We start from the raw sequence: 17,501 nt of genomic DNA on the forward strand, positions 1-17,501 counted from the left end.
CTGCGGCATGGGTGAGCCGAAGCTCGCCGAGGCCGATCGGGTGGCCGCCGAGCTCCGCCAGGCCGGGACCTCCGATTCACTGTGGTCGCGCCGGGTCCCGGGGATGACGAGGGCGGGCAAGGGGTTCTTCCGCGTGACTACAGTGAACTGGTGAGATCACAGCTCCGCACCGCCGCCCGGTCGATCACCGTGGTGGGCACCGCAATCGGCGTCCTGGTGACGGCCTTCGTGGTGATCGTCGTCTGGTGGTTCGCCGGTCTGGTGCTGGTGCTCGGCGGGTGGGTGCTGCCCGGCTGGGCACTCGGCGGCGTGCTGCTGGTGCTCTCGGTGACGTTGTGGCGCTACGGCGTGGCGATCCGCCTGCCCGAAGCCAAGATCCGGCGGGTGCTGCCCCGCTGGAGCGTGGTGTGGCTGGCCGTGCTGACCGGCCTGGGCGCGCTCCTCGGCACGCTGGGCGACCTGAACGCCGACTACCGGGTGCTGCAACCGCCCGGCCCGAACGGCTGCCAGGCCGTGGTCCGGGAGACCTCGTTCTTGTTCTCCGGCAACGGGGAGGTCTACGCGGTGCAGTTCGCCGGGATCGGCCTGCGGCGCGGGTCCTGGTTCGCCGACGACGGCGGCCGCCCGGTCGCCCAGGGCGACTACGAGCTCACCTGGCGTAGCTCGGGCATCCTGACCGTCCGGGGCACGCCCGGCAACCCGGTCTACCCCGGGCTGCACGACCTCGAGTGTTCCTGACCGTGCTGCGGATAGCGGTGCTGGGCCCGCTGCGGGTGCTCGGCGAGGACGGCGAACCGGTGGAGATCGCCGGCGCCCGGCTGCGCGCGCTGCTGGGCCGGCTCGCGCTCTCCGCGGGCCGCACGGTGCCCGCCGAGACCCTCATCGAGGACATCTGGGGAACCGAACCCGCGGGCACCGCGAACACCCTGCACGCGCTGGTGCACCGGCTGCGCCGGGCCCTGCCGACGGCGGTGGTCGAGTCGCTGCCGATGGGCTACCGCCTCGCCCTGCCCGCCGGCCAGGTGGACGCGCACCGCTTCGAGGAACTCGCCGCCCGTGGCAGGCGCGAGCTGGCCGGCGACCACGAACAGGCGGCGGCGACCCTGGCCGAGGCGCTCGCGCTGTGGCAGGGACCCGCGTTCGCCGACGTGCGCGCGCCCTTCGCCGAGACCGCCGCGGTGCGGCTGGCCGAGCTGCGGGTCACCGCCGCCGAGGACCGCTTCGAGGCCGAGCTGCGCCTCGGCCGGCACGACGAGGTGCTGGCCGACCTGGAGTCCGCCTGCGCGGAACATCCGTTGCGCGAACGCCTTGCCGCGCTGCGGATGCGCGCCCTGTCCGCGGCCGGACGCCAGTCCGCGGCCCTGGCCGCCTACGAGGACATCCGGGGCAGGCTCGCCGACGAGCTCGGCGTCGACCCCGCCGCCGACCTGCGTCAGGCCCACCTGTCGGTGCTGCGCGGCGAACTCGACCAGCCACCGGCCCGCACCGCCCCTGGCCGCCTGCCCTCCCAGCTGACCTCCTTCGTCGGCCGGGACAACGAGCTCGCGCGGCTGACGGAGCTGATGGCGGCCTCCCGGCTGGTCACCGTGGTCGGACCGGGCGGGGTCGGCAAGACCAGGCTGGCGCTGGAAACCGCCGCACGGCACCGCGCCTACCGCGAGGGCAGGCTGTGGCTGGTGCCGCTGGCCGGGGTCGAGCAACCATCGGGCCTGACCGCGGCGGTCCTCGGCGCGCTCAGCGGATCCAACCGCGCGGGCCACGCCGGTGAACCCCTGAACCGGGTCGCGGAACTCATCGGCGGTGGCGAGGCCGTGCTGCTGCTGGACAACTGCGAACACCTGGTCGCCGAAGCCGCCCTGCTTGCCCAGCGCCTGCTGGAGAAGCGGCCCCGGCTGACCATCCTGGCCACCAGCCGGGAACCCCTGGAAGTGCTCGGCGAGACCCTCTGCCGCCTCGGCCCACTCGACCTGCCTGCCAACGGCAGCACCACATCCGCCGCGGTGCGGCTGTTCCTGGACCGGGCGAGCGCCGTCCGGCCCGGCTTCACCCTCGACGAGTCCACTGTGGACTCGGTGCTGCACGTGGTGCGCCGGCTGGACGGCCTGCCCCTGGCCCTGGAACTGGCGGCGGCCCGGCTGCGCTCGATGGACATCGGCCAGATCGCCCAGCGGCTGGACGACCGGTTCCGTTTGCTGTCAACGGGAAACCGCGCCGGAGCGCCCCGCCAGCGCACCCTGCGCGCGGTGATCGAGTGGAGCTGGGACCTGCTGACCGAGCCGGAACGCGTGCTGGCCCGCCGCCTGGCCTTCTTCCCCGCCACCACCAGCGCCGAGACGATCGAGGCGGTCTGCGCGGACGCACGGCTACCCGCCGCCGACGTGCCGTACCTGCTCGGCTCCCTGGTGGACAAATCGTTGGTGGAGCGGCGAAACGGCTACCGGATGCTGGAGAGCATCCGCGCCTTCGCCGCCGAAGAACTGGCCGCGGACCGGGAATCCGTACGGGTCAGGTTCGTCGGCCACTTCGCCGCACTGGCCGCCGAGCACGAACCCCTGGCCCGCACGCACGCCCAGCCCGCCACGTTGGCCCTGCTCGCCGCCGAGCACGACAACCTGGTCTTCGCCCTGCGCGCCGCCCTCGACCACCGGGACGCGACCGCGGCGGTCCAGCTGCTCGGCCTGCTGCACTGGTACTGGTACACCGTCCGCTACGACGCCCGCACCGAACCGTTCATCGCCGAGCTCCTCACCCTCGGCGACCTGCTGCCGGCCGACGCCCTGGCCGCCTACACCGCACTGGACGCCCTGATCGGCGTGCACGCCCCGGCCACCGACCCGGACCGGGTGCGCGAGCTGATCGAGGACTGCGCGGAAACCGGTGCCCTGCAACGGTATCCGCTGCTACTGGTGGTCGCGCTGCCCATGGCGCACCGGCTGGGCCTGACCGCCCTGGCCGAACGCGAGATGGCCAGCGCACGCGCACGGCCCGATCCCTGGGCCGCGGCCTGCATGTCCTTGCTGGCAGCCGGAATCGCCGGCGAACGCGGTGACTGGCCCGCGCTGACCGAAGCCAGGTCACGTGCGGCCCGCGAGCTGGCCCGCACTGGTGACCGCCTGTACACCGCGGTGGCACTGGGCGTGCTGGCCGCCGCGCACACCGTCGAGGGCGAGCACGCCGCGGCCATCGCCGGCCTGGAACGCGCCCGCGCCCTGGCCACCGCCACCGGCACGCAGGACGAGATCACCTTCCTCGCGTACCTGGCCACCGTGCGGATGCGGGCCGGTGACCTGGCAGGCGCGGCCCGCGACCTGGACACGGCCGACCGGTTGGTCAGCGCCGACGGCCTGCGCCACATGGGGCTCGAGCTCGGCAGGGCCCGCGCCGAGCTGCACCGCCGCTGCGGCGACCTGACCGGGTGCGCCCAAGTCTTGGCCCGGCTGGCCGACCTGGCCGGCCAACTGCGCGTCCCCGACCTGGAGAACTGGCTGGCCCCAGCCAGGCTGGCCCTGCACCTGACCACCGGCGACACCACCGCCGCCCGCCACCTGCTGCCGGCCGCGATCGCCGGAGCCCTGGCCAACGACGAACCGGCCCCAGCCGCCGAACAGCTGGCGACACTCCTGTTCCTGGAGTCCGACCCCACCGCCGCGGCCACCGCCCTCGGCCTCGGCCAAGCCCTGCGCGGCACCCCCGACCAGGGCGACCCCGAACTGCGCGAGCTGTCCGCCGCCCTCACCGCCCACCTCGGCGAGGACGGCTACGCCACCGCCTACCGCGCCGGTGCGGAGCTGCCCAGACCCGAGGCACTCGCGCTCCTTACCGCGCACGCGACCGCCGTCAGCGCCGTATAAGCCGGATGTCATCGCCCCCGCGCACCGTGGTGGCGAACACGACAACCGAGCTGAGAGGAACCAGCCGTGACGGACTTCCAGAGCCCCGGTCGGGACAAGGTGCGCGACATCCTGGACTGGGCGGTGACCGAGGGCGGCGCGCCCAGCATCGCGGTGCGCGTCCAGGACGAGGGCGAAGCCTGGTTCGGCTCCGCCGGCCTGGCCGACCCGGTCACCGGCGCGCAGCGGGTGCCGGGGGAGCGCCTGAACGCAGGCAGCATCGCCAAGGCCTTCACCGCCGCCACCGTGCTCACCCTGGCCGCCGAAGGCAAACTCGACCTCGAGGACACCGTCGAGCAGTGGCTGCCAGGCTCGATGGCCGGCGCCGGCTACGACGCCGACAAGATCACCATCCGCCAGCTGCTGTCCAACACCAGCGGCCTGTTCGCCACCGGCATGGCCCGTGAGCTGCAACGCCGGAGCAACCTTCGCTCCGCCTTCAGCCAGCACCGCTTCGACGTGTGGTCCCGCGCCGACGTGCTCCGCCTGGCGGTGTCGGAGCCGCCGGTCTACCAGCCGGGCGAGGCGTTCTGGTACTCCAACGGCGGTTTCAGCTTCGCCGCGGCGATCGTGGAGGAGGTCACCGGCAACAGCTACGAGTCCGAAGTGGACCGCACCGTGGTCCAGCCACTGGGCCTCCAGCACACCTTCGCCCGCCCCCGCGCGGAAACCGGCTACCGCGGCCGCCACCCCCGCCTGTTCTCCAAGCTGTTCCTCCGCGAAGGCGTGCGCCCGGAGGAGGTCACCCCGGAGAACTGGCCGTCCATGATGGAGGACCCCGCCCTGCCGCCCCTGGACACCACCGACTGCAACACCTCCGCGGGCTGGGGCGCGGGCACCGTGATCTCCACCCTGGAGGACCTGACGGTGTTCCTCACCGCCCTGCGCGCCGGCACCCTGCTCCCCGCCCCGCAACACCAGGCCATGTGGACCACGGTCTCCACCGAAGGCGCCCACTGGCTCGCCAACGCCCGCTACGGCCTGGGCGTCTACGAGGTCACCCTGGCCGACGGCACCGTGGTGCGCGGCGGCACCGGCGCGAGCATGGGCACCATGACCCTGGTCATGGGCACCCCCGACGGCACCCACACCCTGGCCGCCCACGTGGCCAACGACTACTCCGGTTTCCCGATCTTCAACAAGCTGATCGAAGCGGAGTTCGGCGCAGCTGGTTTCGGCCTGACCGTCGGGTAGCATCAACCCCCTGAAGTGCGGTTATCGCCCCAGACCCGCCCCGGTTCACCCGATTGAGTGCGGTGATCCAAAACGAAAGGCAACCAAAACCGGGGTTCGAGCGTTCCGCAGAGGAACGGTGGCGGCGGCGGACCCCGTCAGGGGCGGCAGCGGCGGCTCGGAGCGACAGAACGGCCTCCGGCTGACGTCGAGCCCGGTGCCCGGTGGCTGAGCGCTGATGGATCAGGGCCGGTGCTCGGGACCGGTGAACCGGGGCTGGACCGGGCCAGGTTGATGGGCTGCCGCCGGATGGGCTAGCATTGAAACGGAGCAGGCGCTCCGGCGCTCGGTCGGTGTCGGTAGGGTGCTGGGCGAGCCGGTGCCGCTGTCGGGCGTCGAGCCGGTGTCGCGATCCTGGTCGCAAGCCACGGCCGGGTACCTGACACCGAGCGGATGCCACCGACGGTGCCGAGGCACCACCCGAGCGCTGCGGAGGTGGCGCTCGGGCGGCACCAAGCCCGGTGGCAGGACGCGACGCCAGGCTCGGTGCTCGCGAAGCCGTCGGACCGTCGCCGCCGCTGAGGGTGGCTCGGCGTGGCGCGGCGGTCCCGCTCCGGCACAGGACACCCCGCCCCGCCTCGCTCGTCCAGGGTCAGGGCAACGCCGGCGCGCTGCCCGCGATCTCGCGCAGCCGGGCGGCGTCCCGGGTCGGCGGTGCGCCGAACTGGCGGCGGTACTCGCGGCCGAACTGCGACGGGCGGCGCGAGCTCGCCCTCCACCGTGCGGGCCAGCAGCGAGTACTCCACCTGCAACGCGATCAGCGGCGTCCAGCCCTTGAGCTGCGCCATGGTCTGGGCCTTCGCGGTCACCCAGGCGGGAGTGTTGGAGAAGCCTAGGGAGCGGATCTTGCCGGCGCGGACCAGGTCGTCCAGCGCGCGCGTGGTCTCCTCGATCGGGGTGGACCGGTCCCAGTTGTGCAGCCAGTCAGGTCCAGGTGGTCGGTGCGCAGGCGGCGCAGGGTCTGGTCCAGCTGGGCGGTGATCGAGCCGCGGCCCGCGCCGCCGCCGTTGGGGTCGCCGGGCTGGAAGTTGAAGAAGAACTTCGAGGCCAGCACCATGCGGTCCCGGCGGCCCGGGGTGGCGGCGAAGAAGTCGACGAGGATCTTCTCGGAGTGGCCGATGGTGTACAGGTTCGCGGTGTCGATGAAGTTCCCGCCGCGGTCCAGGTAAGCGGCCAGGATCCGCTCGGACTCCGCGACGCTGGTGCCCGCGGCGCTGGTGCCTGCGACGCCGGGGTTCTCGCCGAAGGTCATCGCGCCGAGGGCGAACGGGCTGACCCGGAGTCGGAGCGGCCGACGGTGACGTAGTGATCGAGTGCCATGTCCCCAGGGAACGCGAGCCGGACCAGCGGCGATAGCAAGATCCGGGCGCTGGCTTGCCCAATCCTCTCCGCCTGCTGCCGGAGGAGGTCACCCGCGGATGGCGGGATTGCCCGCGAGCTGAGCGGGTAGGCCCGGCGGTGAGCGAGTCGATGGCGGAGGTGGACGGGATGTCGACGGAGCAGGCGGGAACCGGGGCGCGGGCGGAGAAGCCGACCGAGCTGCCCAAGCGGTCGTGGTCGCAGGTGCTCAGGCGCACCATCAGCGGGTTCAGCAAGGACAACCTGAGCGACTGGGCCGCGGCGCTGACCTACTACAGCGTGCTCTCCCTGTTCCCCGGCCTGCTGGTGCTCACCGCCGTGCTCGGCCTGCTCGGCCCCTCGGCGACCCAGACCCTGATCGACAACATCAACACCGTCGTGCCGGGGCAGGGCAAGGACATCCTGGTCAACGCCATCAGCGAGCTCCAGCGCTCCCAGGCTTCCGGGTTGCTGGCCATCGTGGGCCTGGCCGGTGCGCTGTGGTCGGCCTCCGGCTACATCGCCGCGTTCATGCGCGCCTCGAACGCGATCTACGAGATGCCCGAGGGGCGGCCGCTGTGGAAGACCGCGCCGCTGCGGCTGGGCCTGACCCTGGCGGTGGTCGTGGTGCTGGCGCTGTGCGCGGCCGGGGTGGTCGCCACCGGCGCGCTGGCCGAGGGGATCGGGCAGCTGCTGGGGGTCGGCTCCACCGGGGTGCTGGTGTGGGACATCGCCAAGTGGCCGGTGATCGCGGCGCTGGTGGCCCTGGTGTTCGCGCTGCTGTACTGGGCCGCGCCGAACGTGCGGCAGCCCCGCTTCCGCTGGCTGAGCCCCGGCGGCGCGCTGGCGGTGCTGCTGTGGGTGCTGGCCTCGGCCGGGTTCGCGCTGTACGTGGCGAACTTCGGCTCCTACAACAAGACCTACGGCTCGCTGGCCGGGGTGATCGTGTTCCTGGTGTGGTTGTGGATCACCAACCTGGCCGTGCTGCTGGGCGCCGAGCTCGACGCCGAGCTGATCCGCGGCAAGCGCATCGCCGACGGTCAGCCGGCCGAGCAGGAGCCGTTCCTCCCCGCCAGGGACACCAGGGCGATGACGGCGGAGGAACGGCCTGCCGTGCCGGAGCGCTGAGCGCCCCGGTTCAGAACAGCGAGATCAGGCCGTAGGTGCCCGCGGCGACCAAAGCCGAGGCCGGCAGGGTGAGCACCCAGCCCTTGGCGATGTCCGCGGCCACCGACCAGCGCACCGCGGAGCGGCGGGTGGTGGCGCCCACGCCCATCACCGCGGAGGTGATCACGTGCGTGGTGGAGATCGGCGCGCCGAAGGCGAACGCGGTCAGGTACAGCACCGAGGAGGCGGAGACCTCGGCGGCGAACCCGTGCGCCGGGGTCAGGTGGAAGATCCGCCTGCCCATGGTGCGCATGATCCGCAGGCCACCGGCGTAGGTGCCCGCGCCCAGGGCCAGCGCGCAGACCAGGACCACCCAGAACGGCACGTGGTAGCCGGTCTGCTGGTGGCCGATGACCAGGGCCAGCACGATCACGCCCATGCTCTTCTGCGCGTCCTGCAGGCCGTGCCCCAGCGCCAGGCTGGCGGAGGAGATGATCTGGGCCTTGCGCATGCCCCGGCCCACCCGGTGCATGTTGCCGTTGCGGAAGATCCACATGATCGCGGTCATCACGGTGTAGCCCAGCAGCAGGCCGACCGTGGGCGAGATGATCATCGGCACGACCACCTTCATCAGCACCCCCGACCAGTGCACGGTGGTGGCCGAGGCCAGCGCCGCGCCCACCAGGCCGCCGATCAGGGCGTGCGAGGAGGAGGACGGCAGCCCGAAGTACCAGGTGATCAGGTTCCACACGATCGCGCCGACCAGCGCGGCCAGCACCACGTGCAGCCCGTGGTCGCCGTCCGGGGTGTCGATCACCCCGGAGGCCACGGTGACCGCGACCGCGGTGCCCAGCAGCGCGCCGATCAGGTTCATCACCGCGGCCATGGCCAGCGCGGCGCGCAGGGTGAGCGCGCGGGTGGAGACCGCGGAGGCGATCGCGTTGGCCGCGTCGTGGAAGCCGTTGGTGAAGTCGAAGCCCAGGGCGAGCACGATCACCACGACCAGCGTGATGTCCAGCATCAGGATTCCTTGACCGCGATGGTGCGCACCACGTCGGCGATGTGCTCGAAGGCGTCGGCGGCCGCCTCCAGCTGGTCGACGACCTCCTTGAGCTTGATGACCTCCAGCGCCTCGGTCCGCCCGTCGAACAGGCGGGAGAGCAGCTGGCGGTACACCTTGTCCGCCTCGTCCTCCAGCGAGTTGATCTCGACCCAGTAGTCGGTCAGCCCGTGCGGGTCGGCCAGCCGCTTCATCGCCCCCGCGGTCAGCTGCGCGGCCCTGCTCAGCAGCTCGACCTGGTGGTCCACGCCCTCGGGCAGCACGTCCACCCGGTACACCACGGTCAGGTCCACCGCGGCGTCCATGTCGTCGACCACGTCGTCCAGCCGGGTGGCCAGCCGGTAGATGTCCTGGCGGTCGAAGGGGGTGACGAAGGAGCGGTCCAGCAGCTCGATGATCTCGTGCGTGGCCTTGTCCCCGATGTTCTCCAGCTCGTGCATGCGCTCGGCCAGCTCGGCCCGGCGCTCATCGGGTGAGCGCACGAACTCCCGCAGCACCTCGGCACTCGCGGCGATGTTGTTGCCGATGTCGGCGAACAGCTCGAAGAAACGCGGGCTGGTGGGTCTCCGGCTCAGTCGCATGTGGTCAGCACACCCCGTTGTGATCGTCGCGTCGTGTCCGCCGGGGAACCTACCCGCCTCACCGAATCGTTCGCACACCGTCCACCCTGTGTTCACCGGGTACGGTCGGCCGGGCTGGTACGAAGGAGTGTCATGGCTGTGTCAGAGCAGCAGGTCACCGACTCAGGGGACCTGGTCTCCGTGCTGGCGAGCGTCTTCACCGAGGTCGCGCCGGGCGCCGGCGGTCAGGGCAGGGTGGCCGACTACATCCCCGCGCTGTCCGAAGTGGACCCCGGTGGCTTCGGCTTCGCCGCCGCGGACCTGGCCGGGCGGGCGGTGGGGGTGGGGGACTGGCAGGCGCCGTTCTCCATCCAGAGCGTGTCCAAGGTGTTCTCGCTGGCCCTGGTGCTGGCCGCGGAGGGTGAGGCGCTGTGGCGGCGGGTGGGGCGGGAACCCTCGGGGAACCCGTTCAACTCGCTGGTGCAGCTGGAGTACGAGAGCGGGATTCCGCGGAACCCTTTCATCAACGCCGGGGCGCTGGTGGTGACCGATCGGCTGCTCTCCCTCACCGGGGACGCCCGGGGCGCGGTACGCGATTTCCTTCGGGCGGAGAGCGGTAACGAGCGGGTTGACTTCGATGTCGCGGTGGCTCGTTCCGAGACCGCGCACGGGGACCGGAACGCGGCTTTGGCGCATCTGATGGCCAGTTATGGCAATCTGGAGAATCCCGTTCCGCTGGTGCTCGAACACTATTTCTGGCAGTGCTCGATCACGATGAGTTGCCGCGATCTCGCCGTGGCCGGTTCCTTCCTCGCCCGCCACGGAGTGCGCGCGGATGGTTCCCGGTTGTTGTCGCGCAGCGAGGCGAAAAGGGTCAACTCGGTCATGCTGACCTGTGGCGCCTACGACGCCGCCGGGGAGTTCGCCTACCGGGTCGGGCTGCCCGGCAAGAGCGGGGTCGGCGGCGGCATCCTGGCCGTGGTGCCCGGCCGGTACTCGCTGTGCACGTGGAGCCCGGCGCTGGACGAGCGCGGGAACTCGGTCGCCGGCGTGGCCGCCTTGGACCGGTTCACCACGCTCACCGGGCTCTCGGTGTTCTAACCGGCCACGACCTCCTCCTCGACTCTCGGTGGCCACGCCCCCGAGCTCAGCACGCCGGTGGTGTAGGCGCGGGCCACCAGCGCCACCCGGTTGGGCGCGGACAGGGCGCGCTGCATGGCGGCCAGGTGGTACTCCACGCCGCGCACGCTCAGGTGCAGCCGGGCGGCCAGCCGGTGTGAGGGTTCGCCCCCGGCTATTCCCTCCAGAATCCGCGCTCTGGTCTGGCTGAGCTGGAACCGGACCTTTCCGGCCCTGACCACTGTCTGTTGCGCCGTCACCTGGCCGCTCCTCCGCGTAGCTGAGTCTCCCTCATCCAGAGCATGCGCCGGAACCACCCCCGAGGACATGGTGGAAACACCACGAGAAGAGCGCTGACGAAGCTGTGGAATACCGCAGTAATGGCCGTGTTGCGTCCACTTAAAGGAATTCAAAAGGCGGGTGTTCGGACAAGAGTGTGGGATCGTGAAGTCAATTCGGGAGTACGGTTCTGGTGTCGGTCCGAAAGGGTCGGCAAATCCCCCAGAAATCTCCCTACCTAAGGAGCTGTCATGGACATTGTGCGCGTGTGGAAGGACGCGGAGTACCGGCGTTCGCTGGGCATCGTGGCGCACCCGGCCGGTGAGGTGAACCTCTCCGACGCCGCGCTGGCCAACGTGGCCGGTGGCGCCCGCCCGACCTGGGTCTGCCCGAGCAAGGTCATCTGCCAGACCACGCCCACGCTGACCACCACGACCACCGCGCAGACCGCCAAGAGCGTCTGCGTCTGCCCGTAAGAGACCCGCCGGGGCCGCGCCTGAGCACTGGCGCGGCCCCGGCGCGCCACACCACCGTCCCGCCGCCGCACCCGGCGCCAGCACCCGAGGAGGCAGGCCGCATGTCCGCGCCTACCCACGACGTTCCCGCCGACCCGGCGACCGTGCCCGACCTGCCCTGGGAACGCGCCGCCACCCTCGCCGAGCGCCAGCTCGGCTCCGGCCCAGGACCGGTCCCCGCCGCGGACCTGGCCGTGGGCGCCCGCCGCCTGGACCTGTGGCGCGAGCTGCCGCCCTTCCAGGTCGAGGAGGAGGAGCTGGACCGGGCGTTCGCCCCGGTCGGGGTCACCGCGGCGCGGCTGGCCTGCCTGCTCGGCGAGCCTCCTGACCGGCTGCGCGAGCGGCTGGCCGGGGAACCCGGCTGGGTCCGGCAGTTCGCCGCCGCGCTGACCGAGGACCGGCCGCTGCCGCCCGAGGTGGACGTGCTGCCCGAACAGCTCGGCCTGGCCGAGGTGCTGCGGCCCCAGCTGCGGCAGGCGCTGCGCCGGCTGGCCGCCGCGCTGGACTGGACCGAGCTGCCCGCGGGGCTGCTCACCGTGCTGGCCGCGAGCCTGCCGGTCCCGGTGCTGGCGCACGCGGTGCAGCGCACGCTCACCCTGGAGCTCAACGTGGCCAGGGTGCAGGGCCGCCTGACCGGGGACACCCCGGAGCAGCGGTTCCGGTCCTTTGTGGACTCACTGGGCGAGCAGGAGACCGCGCTGGCGGTGTGGCGGGAGTACCCGGTGCTGGCCCGCTACGCCCAAGGCATCCTGAACCGCTGGCTCGCCACCAGGGTCGAGTTCGCCCAGCACCTGCGCGCCGACCGTGCCGAGGTGGTCGCCACCGTGCTCGACGGCGTGGACCCCGGGCAGGTCAGCGAGGTGGTCTTCGGCTCGGGTGACACCCACCGCGGCGGCCGCACCGTGGCCATCGTGCGCTTCGAGCGCGCCACCGTGGTGTACAAGCCCCGTTCGCTGGCGGTGGACCTGGTGTTCAACCGCTTCCTGGACTGGTTCAACCGGCAGCGCCCGGCGCACCCGTTGCGCGCGCTGCGGGTGCTCGACCGCGGTGACCACGGCTGGGTGGAGTTCGCCGCCACCGGCCCGTGCGCCTCCAGGGCGGAGCTGCACGCCTTCTACTGGCGCACCGGCGCCCTGCTCGGGCTGCTGCATTCCTTGCGCGCCACCGACTTCCACATCGAGAACATCATCGCCGCCGGTCCGCACCCGGTGCTGGTCGACCTGGAGGCCCTGTTCCACACCAACCCCTGGGACGCGGGCGCGGCCGACCCCTCACCACCGGAGCAGGCCTTCACCGAGTCGGTGCTGATGGTCGGCCTGCTGCCGCAGCCGATGGTGTTGCGGGACAAGGAAGGCAAGAGCTTCACCGCGGACATGTCCGGGGTCGCCGGGCGCGGCGGCCAGAGCCTGGAACCGGTGCCGGTGCTGGACGGGATGGGCACCGACGAGATGCGGGTGGTCAACCGGCACATCGACACCGAGGGCTCGGACAACCTGCCCGGCCTCGCCGACGGCGGCGCGATCCGGGTGCAGGAGTTCGCTTGCGCGGTCCGGGACGGCTTCGAGTTCAGCTACCGGCGCATCCTGGCCGACCGCGCCGCGCTGCTCGCCGGCACCGGGCTGATCGCGGAGTTCGGCGAGGTCACCCTGCGGCTGATCCTGCGCCCCACCCGCTTCTACGCCAGGGTGATGGAGGAGAGCCTGCACCCGGACTTCCTGCGGGACGCGCCCGACCGGCAGCGCGCGCTGGCCCGGCTGTGCGAGGCGCCGAAGGACATGCCGCACGGGGCCGAGGTGCTCGCCGCGGAGCTGCGCGCGATGTGGCTGGGCGACATCCCGTTCTTCGAGTTCACCCCCGGCTCGCGGACGGTGGTCCTGGACGACGGCCAGGAACTGCCCGGTGTGCTGGCACAAGCCCCACTGGAGCTGGTGCGGGCGCGGATCGAGCGGATGGGCGAGACCGATCTGCGCCACCAGCTCGACCTGATCAGGGACTCCTTCCTGGTGCTGGAAGCGGGTCCCGAGGCGGGTGCGGCCCGCAGGGTGCGGCCGGCGGATCTCGCCGGGGACCGGGCCGCACCCGCCGAACACCCGGCCGGCAAGGCGGAACTGCTCGCCGCGGCCGAGTCGGTCGGCGCGGCGCTGGAGGCCGGCGCGCTGCGGGAGGGGCGGCGGATCGGCTGGCTGGGCATCGACCTGGTCGACGAACGGCACTGGCAGATCCTGCCCGGCGCCCAGGACCTCTACGGCGGGCTCGCCGGGGTCGGCCTGTTCCTGGCCTACCTGGCGCGGCACACCGGCCGGGACCGCTGGCACGCGCTGGCCACCGCGGTCGCCGACGAGGTGGCCCTGCTGGCCGAGCGCCGCGGCCAGGAGTGGGCGAAGCTGCCCCAACGGCAGCGGGACAACCTCATCCGCGAACTCCCTTGGGACATCGGCGGTTTTGGCGACCTGGCCGGTGGCGCGTACTACCTCGCGCACGCCGCGGCGGTGCTGGCGCGGCCCGAGCTGGCCGAGCACGCGGCCGGGCTGCTGCCGATGCTGAGCGAGGTGGTGCACCGGGACGAGCAGTACGACGTGCTCGGCGGCTCGGCTGGCGCGATCCTCGGCCTGCTCGCCCTGGTCGACGGTCCACATAGGACAGACGCGTTGCGGGTGGCCAACCAGGCGGGCGCGCACCTGCTGGCCAACCGGGTGGAGACCGACCTGGGCTACGGCTGGCTCGCCCCCGCCGCCGGCCGGCCGCTCACCGGCCTCTCCCACGGCAACGCGGGCATCGCGATGGCACTGGCCCGGCTGCACGCGCACACCCCGCGCGCGGACTACCTGACCACCCTGCTCGGCGCGCTGGCGGAGGAGAACGGCCACTACCTGCCCGAGGCGGCGAACTGGCTGGACCTCAGGGAGCTCAGCCCGGAGGGCAGCACCAGCCACGCCTGGTGCCACGGCGCGCCGGGCATCGCACTGGCCCGGCACGACCTGCTGCGGCACGACTTCCTGGCCGGGCAGACCAACCGGCTGCGCGCCGACCTGGCCGCCGCCACGCACACCACCGCGGCGGTGCAGCGGGCCTCGGCGGAGACCGGCGGACTGGCCAACCACGGCCTGTGCCACGGCGAACTGGGCAACCTGGACGTGCTGCTGAGCACCGGCGGCCTGCCGGAGGCGGAGCTGGGCAGGCTGGTGGCCGGTCAGCTCGCCACCGCGCGGACCGGCTGGCGCTGCGCGGTGCCCGAGGGCACCAGCACACCCGGCCTGATGCTCGGCCTGGCCGGGATCGGCTACGCGCTGCTGCGCTTCGCCGAGCCCGCCGCCACCCCGTCGGTGCTGTTGCTGGACAAGCCATGAGCGAGCTGCCGGAAGGCCTGTACCGGCCGGAAGCGGTGCGCGCGCACCAGGAGTCCCCGCGCGGCCGGGAGGACAAGCCGGCCGCGCCGATCCGCCCGCGCTGGTGGCCGGCCTGGACCGCGGTCAGCGTGCTGGCCGCCGCGGTCGCGGTGTGCTGGCTGGTGCGGGTGCCGGTGACCGCGCGCGCCACCGCGGTCTCGGTGGACGGCGAGGTGGTGGTGGCCAAGGTGACCAACGGGGAACGGCCGCATGCCGGGCTGCGCGCGCAGGTCATCACCCAGACCGGCACCGTCACCGGAGTGGTGGTGGCCGACTCGCCGGAGCTGCGGGTGCGGGTGCAGCCGCCGCCCGGCGGGCTGGCGCTGGAGCGGATCTCGGCGATCGCGATCCCGGCAGGCAGCCGTTCGCTGCTGCTGGACCTGCTGGGGTGAGGGGAGTGCACGTGCGCAAGCGCCGGATCAGGGTGGAGCTGCAGAACACCACCGCCGAGTGCGGGCTGGTCTGCCTGGCGATGATCCTGTCCCACCACGGCTGCGACCTGTCCTCCCAGGAGCTGCGGGACGGGATCGGCACCGGGCGGGACGGCACCAGCGCGCTGGAGCTGCTGCGGGTGGCCAGGGAGTGGGGCCTGCACGCCGAGGCCAGACGACTCGAACCCGCCGATCTGTCCACAATAGACGTTCCGGTGATCCTGCACTGGGACTTCAGCCACTTCGTGGTGCTGGAGCGCTACACCCCGGACCGGATCACCATCGTCGACCCGGCCGAGGGCAGGCGGGTGGTCACCGCCGAGGAGTTCGACCGCGGCTTCACCGGCGTGGTGCTCCTCTTCCGGCCCACCCCGGCGCTGCCCCGCCGCCGTCGGCACACCCTGCGCGCGCTGGTCTCCTTCGTGCGCACGGTCTTCCCCAAGGCCAGGGCCGCGCTGGGCCTGGTGGTGCTGTGCTCGGTGCTGCTGGTGCTGCTCGGCCTGCTGCCCGCGCTGCTCACCCAGTACCTGGTGGACGAGGTGGTGCCGGCGGGGGAGCAGGGCACGCTGACCGCGCTCGGCCTCGGCCTGGTCGCCTTCGTCGCCGGACAGGCCATGACCGGCTACGGCCGGGCGGAACTGTTGGTGTACCTGCAAACCAGGACCAGCCGGAACCTGTCCACGAAGTTCCTGCGCCGGCTGGTGGACCTGCCGTACTCCTACTTCCAGCTGCGCACCGGCGGCGACCTGCTGAGCCGCTTCGGCAGCAGCGAGGTGATCCGGGACCTGGTCACCGCCCAGTTCCTCGCCCTGGTCCTGGACGGCGCGCTGGTGCTGCTCTACCTCGGCGTGCTCTTCGCCGGATCGGCGGCCTTCGCGCTGGTGGTCGCGGCCACCGGGGTGCTGAACCTGGTGGTGCTGTGGCTGTTCGCGCGGCGGGCGCACGAGCTGACCGAGATGCAGCTCTCCCGGATGGCGCACACCCAGAGCTACCTGCTGGAGACCGTGGTCGGGGTGGAGACGATCAAGGCATCCGGCGCGGAGGACCGGGCCTACCAGCGGTGGTCGCGGATGTTCGACCGGCAGCTGCGGGTGAGCATGGACCGGCAGTCCCTGGACAACCACATGGACCTGTGGCTGACCGTGCTGCGCGCCGGAATGCCGTTGGGGCTGCTGTGGTTCGGCGCGCACCTGGTGCTCTCCGGCGAGCTGGGCCTTGGCCAGATGCTGGCGATGAACACCCTGGCCGGTTCGGTGTTCGCGCCGCTGACCTCGCTGGCGGTGAGCGCGAAGTCCTTCCAGACCGTGGGCGTGCACCTGGCCCGGATCCAGGACGTGCTGCGCGAGGCGCCCGAGCAGCCGGACCGGGAGATGTTGCTGCGCCCGGTGATCACCGGCGCGATCGAGCTGGACCGGGTCTCCTTCCGCTACGGTCCGGAGGCCGGCCCCGCGGTCAGCGAGGTCTCGGTGCGCTGCCCGGCTGGCTCGAAGATCGCCATCGTGGGCCGCACCGGCTCCGGCAAGAGCACCCTGGCCCGGCTCATGCTCGGCCTGTACCGGCCCAGCTCGGGCACGGTGTGTTTTGACGGTGTGCCAACGGAACTGCTCGACCTGACCGCGCTGCGCGGGCAGTGCGGGGTGGTCATGCAGACCCCGCACATCTACAGCGGCTCGGTCCTGGAGAACCTGACCCTCAAGGTGCCGGACGCCCCGTTCGCGGAGGTGGTGCGCGCGGCGGCGCTGGCCGAGGTGCACGAGGACCTGATGCGGATGCCGTTGAACTACCACACGATGCTCTCCGAAGGCGGCGCCGGACTCTCCGGCGGCCAGCTGCAACGGCTGGCCATCGCCCGCGCGGTGCTGGGCAAACCGAGGATCCTGCTCTTCGACGAGGCCACCAGCCACCTGGACGCGGCCACCGAGCTTGCGGTGCAGCGCAACCTGGACGAGCTGGGCAGCACCCGGATCGTGATCGCGCACCGGCTGAGCACGGTGCGCAACGCCGACCTGATCATCGTGATGGACAACGGCCGCATCACCGAGCTCGGCACCCACGAGGCGCTGCTGCGTGACGGCGGGCCGTACTCCACGCTGGTGGAGTCCCAGCTCACCTGAGCGCCCGCTGGAACTCCATGATCCAGTTGGACTCCCAGCTCTGGCCCTCGTCGGCGGAGAACTCCTGCTCCCAGCGGGCGGAGTCCGCGGTGATCGCCGACCAGGTGAAGCGCACCTGGACCGGCTTGCCCTCGAACTCGTCCGCGCCGTGGAAGCGGCCCAGCCCGTCGGTGAAGCCGCCCACCACGGGCGGGCCGAGCAGCCCGGTGCGGCTGTTCGCCCAGTAGATGGACCACTCCCGGCGCTCCGGGTCGAACAGCCGCAGGGTGAGGCCCCGGCTGCCCAGGGTGGGGAAGACGATCTCGTCGAGGCAGCCGCCGCCGTCGAAGACCGACTGGGCGGTGGAGGCGCCGGGGAAGGTGACCCAGTCCGGGCAGTCGGCGAGCCACTTCTCGCGGCGGTGGTTGGTCACGTGCCAGGAGCCGGTGAGGAAGTCGAAGTCGTTCATGCCGACGATCCTCACCGGCCA

The 17,501-nt window shown here is 72.3% G+C and carries 16 protein-coding genes; 10 read left to right on the forward strand and 6 right to left on the reverse strand.

Annotated elements, in window-relative coordinates; translation table 11 throughout:
* The first annotated feature begins 7 nt into the window (after positions 1 to 7).
* From ACWDY5_RS33365 to ACWDY5_RS33380, 4 genes are all read left to right on the forward strand, one after another.
* Complete coding sequence (locus tag ACWDY5_RS33365; protein ID WP_449726122.1) at positions 8 to 154, forward strand: hypothetical protein; 147 nt, start codon at positions 8 to 10, stop codon at positions 152 to 154.
* Entirely contained in the window at positions 151 to 738 is a 588-nt protein-coding gene (locus ACWDY5_RS33370) for a hypothetical protein (protein ID WP_449726123.1), read from the forward strand. The genes ACWDY5_RS33365 and ACWDY5_RS33370 overlap by 4 nt, the downstream gene beginning before the upstream one ends.
* Complete coding sequence (locus tag ACWDY5_RS33375; protein WP_449726124.1) at positions 729 to 3,851, forward strand: BTAD domain-containing putative transcriptional regulator; 3,123 nt, start codon at positions 729 to 731, stop codon at positions 3,849 to 3,851. The genes ACWDY5_RS33370 and ACWDY5_RS33375 overlap by 10 nt, the downstream gene beginning before the upstream one ends.
* Before the next feature lie 66 nt (positions 3,852 to 3,917).
* Positions 3,918 to 5,084, forward strand: coding sequence for a serine hydrolase domain-containing protein (locus ACWDY5_RS33380; protein ID WP_449726125.1), 1,167 nt, complete (start codon positions 3,918 to 3,920; stop codon positions 5,082 to 5,084).
* Between the two features lie 293 nt (positions 5,085 to 5,377).
* On the opposite strand, the gene ACWDY5_RS33385 is transcribed toward ACWDY5_RS33380, so the two are convergent.
* Positions 5,378 to 6,043, reverse strand: coding sequence for an aldo/keto reductase (locus tag ACWDY5_RS33385; protein WP_449726159.1), 666 nt, complete (start codon positions 6,041 to 6,043; stop codon positions 5,378 to 5,380).
* Positions 5,956 to 6,375: an aldo/keto reductase gene (locus ACWDY5_RS33390; protein ID WP_449726126.1), complete on the reverse strand. Its 420-nt coding sequence runs from the start codon at positions 6,373 to 6,375 to the stop codon at positions 5,956 to 5,958. Before ACWDY5_RS33390 ends, ACWDY5_RS33385 begins: the two co-directional genes overlap by 88 nt.
* A gap of 236 nt (positions 6,376 to 6,611) precedes the next feature.
* On the opposite strand from ACWDY5_RS33390, the gene ACWDY5_RS33395 reads away from it, so the two are divergent.
* Positions 6,612 to 7,589: a YihY/virulence factor BrkB family protein gene (locus ACWDY5_RS33395; RefSeq protein ID WP_449726127.1), complete on the forward strand. Its 978-nt coding sequence runs from the start codon at positions 6,612 to 6,614 to the stop codon at positions 7,587 to 7,589.
* Positions 7,590 to 7,599: 10 nt separating this feature from the next.
* On the opposite strand, the gene ACWDY5_RS33400 is transcribed toward ACWDY5_RS33395, so the two are convergent.
* Together ACWDY5_RS33400 and ACWDY5_RS33405 are read right to left on the reverse strand one after the other, a co-directional pair.
* A complete protein-coding gene (locus ACWDY5_RS33400; RefSeq protein WP_449726128.1) occupies positions 7,600 to 8,589 on the reverse strand; it encodes an anion permease in 990 nt (329 codons plus the stop codon).
* Complete coding sequence (locus ACWDY5_RS33405; RefSeq protein WP_449726129.1) at positions 8,589 to 9,209, reverse strand: DUF47 domain-containing protein; 621 nt, start codon at positions 9,207 to 9,209, stop codon at positions 8,589 to 8,591. Before ACWDY5_RS33405 ends, ACWDY5_RS33400 begins: the two co-directional genes overlap by 1 nt.
* A gap of 132 nt (positions 9,210 to 9,341) precedes the next feature.
* On the opposite strand from ACWDY5_RS33405, the gene ACWDY5_RS33410 reads away from it, so the two are divergent.
* Positions 9,342 to 10,289 carry a glutaminase gene (locus tag ACWDY5_RS33410; protein WP_252478869.1) on the forward strand — a complete coding sequence of 316 codons (948 nt, stop codon included), beginning with the start codon at positions 9,342 to 9,344 and terminating at the stop codon, positions 10,287 to 10,289.
* On the opposite strand, the gene ACWDY5_RS33415 is transcribed toward ACWDY5_RS33410, so the two are convergent.
* Positions 10,286 to 10,567, reverse strand: a complete 282-nt coding sequence (locus tag ACWDY5_RS33415; RefSeq protein ID WP_449726130.1) for a LuxR C-terminal-related transcriptional regulator — start codon at positions 10,565 to 10,567, stop codon at positions 10,286 to 10,288. The two genes, ACWDY5_RS33410 and ACWDY5_RS33415, sit on opposite strands and share 4 nt — an antisense overlap.
* A 270-nt stretch (positions 10,568 to 10,837) precedes the next feature.
* Here ACWDY5_RS33415 and ACWDY5_RS33420 point away from each other — a divergent pair, with 270 nt between their 5' ends.
* From ACWDY5_RS33420 to ACWDY5_RS33435, 4 genes are all read left to right on the forward strand, one after another.
* Positions 10,838 to 11,062 (forward strand): mersacidin/lichenicidin family type 2 lantibiotic, encoded by a 225-nt coding sequence (locus ACWDY5_RS33420; RefSeq protein ID WP_449726131.1) that lies wholly within the window; start codon positions 10,838 to 10,840, stop codon positions 11,060 to 11,062.
* Positions 11,063 to 11,163: 101 nt separating this feature from the next.
* Entirely contained in the window at positions 11,164 to 14,448 is a 3,285-nt protein-coding gene (locus ACWDY5_RS33425) for a type 2 lanthipeptide synthetase LanM family protein (protein ID WP_449726132.1), read from the forward strand.
* Entirely contained in the window at positions 14,445 to 14,879 is a 435-nt protein-coding gene (locus ACWDY5_RS33430) for a hypothetical protein (protein WP_449726133.1), read from the forward strand. The genes ACWDY5_RS33425 and ACWDY5_RS33430 overlap by 4 nt, the downstream gene beginning before the upstream one ends.
* A gap of 11 nt (positions 14,880 to 14,890) precedes the next feature.
* On the forward strand, positions 14,891 to 17,032 hold the full coding sequence (locus ACWDY5_RS33435; protein ID WP_449726134.1) for a peptidase domain-containing ABC transporter: 2,142 nt from the start codon (positions 14,891 to 14,893) through the stop codon (positions 17,030 to 17,032).
* Here the strand turns inward: ACWDY5_RS33435 and ACWDY5_RS33440 are convergent.
* The gene (locus tag ACWDY5_RS33440) at positions 17,025 to 17,495 is read right to left on the reverse strand and encodes a hypothetical protein (RefSeq protein ID WP_449726135.1); all 471 of its coding nucleotides are present in this window, start codon (positions 17,493 to 17,495) and stop codon (positions 17,025 to 17,027) included. The genes ACWDY5_RS33435 and ACWDY5_RS33440 overlap by 8 nt on opposite strands.
* Positions 17,496 to 17,501 lie beyond the last annotated feature (6 nt).

The organism is Crossiella sp. NPDC003009 (genome assembly GCF_053591555.1).

Bases quoted from the DNA above. Each gene is read 5' to 3' on its own strand.
- ACWDY5_RS33365 (WP_449726122.1), top strand. From the start codon at position 8: ATGGGTGAGCCGAAGCTCGCCGAGGCCGATCGGGTGGCCGCCGAGCTC.
- ACWDY5_RS33390 (WP_449726126.1), bottom strand. From the start codon at position 6,375: ATGACCTTCGGCGAGAACCCCGGCGTCGCAGGCACCAGCGCCGCGGGC.
- ACWDY5_RS33395 (WP_449726127.1), top strand. From the start codon at position 6,612: ATGTCGACGGAGCAGGCGGGAACCGGGGCGCGGGCGGAGAAGCCGACC.
- ACWDY5_RS33400 (WP_449726128.1), bottom strand. From the start codon at position 8,589: ATGCTGGACATCACGCTGGTCGTGGTGATCGTGCTCGCCCTGGGCTTC.
- ACWDY5_RS33405 (WP_449726129.1), bottom strand. From the start codon at position 9,209: ATGCGACTGAGCCGGAGACCCACCAGCCCGCGTTTCTTCGAGCTGTTC.
- ACWDY5_RS33410 (WP_252478869.1), top strand. From the start codon at position 9,342: ATGGCTGTGTCAGAGCAGCAGGTCACCGACTCAGGGGACCTGGTCTCC.
- ACWDY5_RS33420 (WP_449726131.1), top strand. From the start codon at position 10,838: ATGGACATTGTGCGCGTGTGGAAGGACGCGGAGTACCGGCGTTCGCTG.
- ACWDY5_RS33425 (WP_449726132.1), top strand. From the start codon at position 11,164: ATGTCCGCGCCTACCCACGACGTTCCCGCCGACCCGGCGACCGTGCCC.
- ACWDY5_RS33430 (WP_449726133.1), top strand. From the start codon at position 14,445: ATGAGCGAGCTGCCGGAAGGCCTGTACCGGCCGGAAGCGGTGCGCGCG.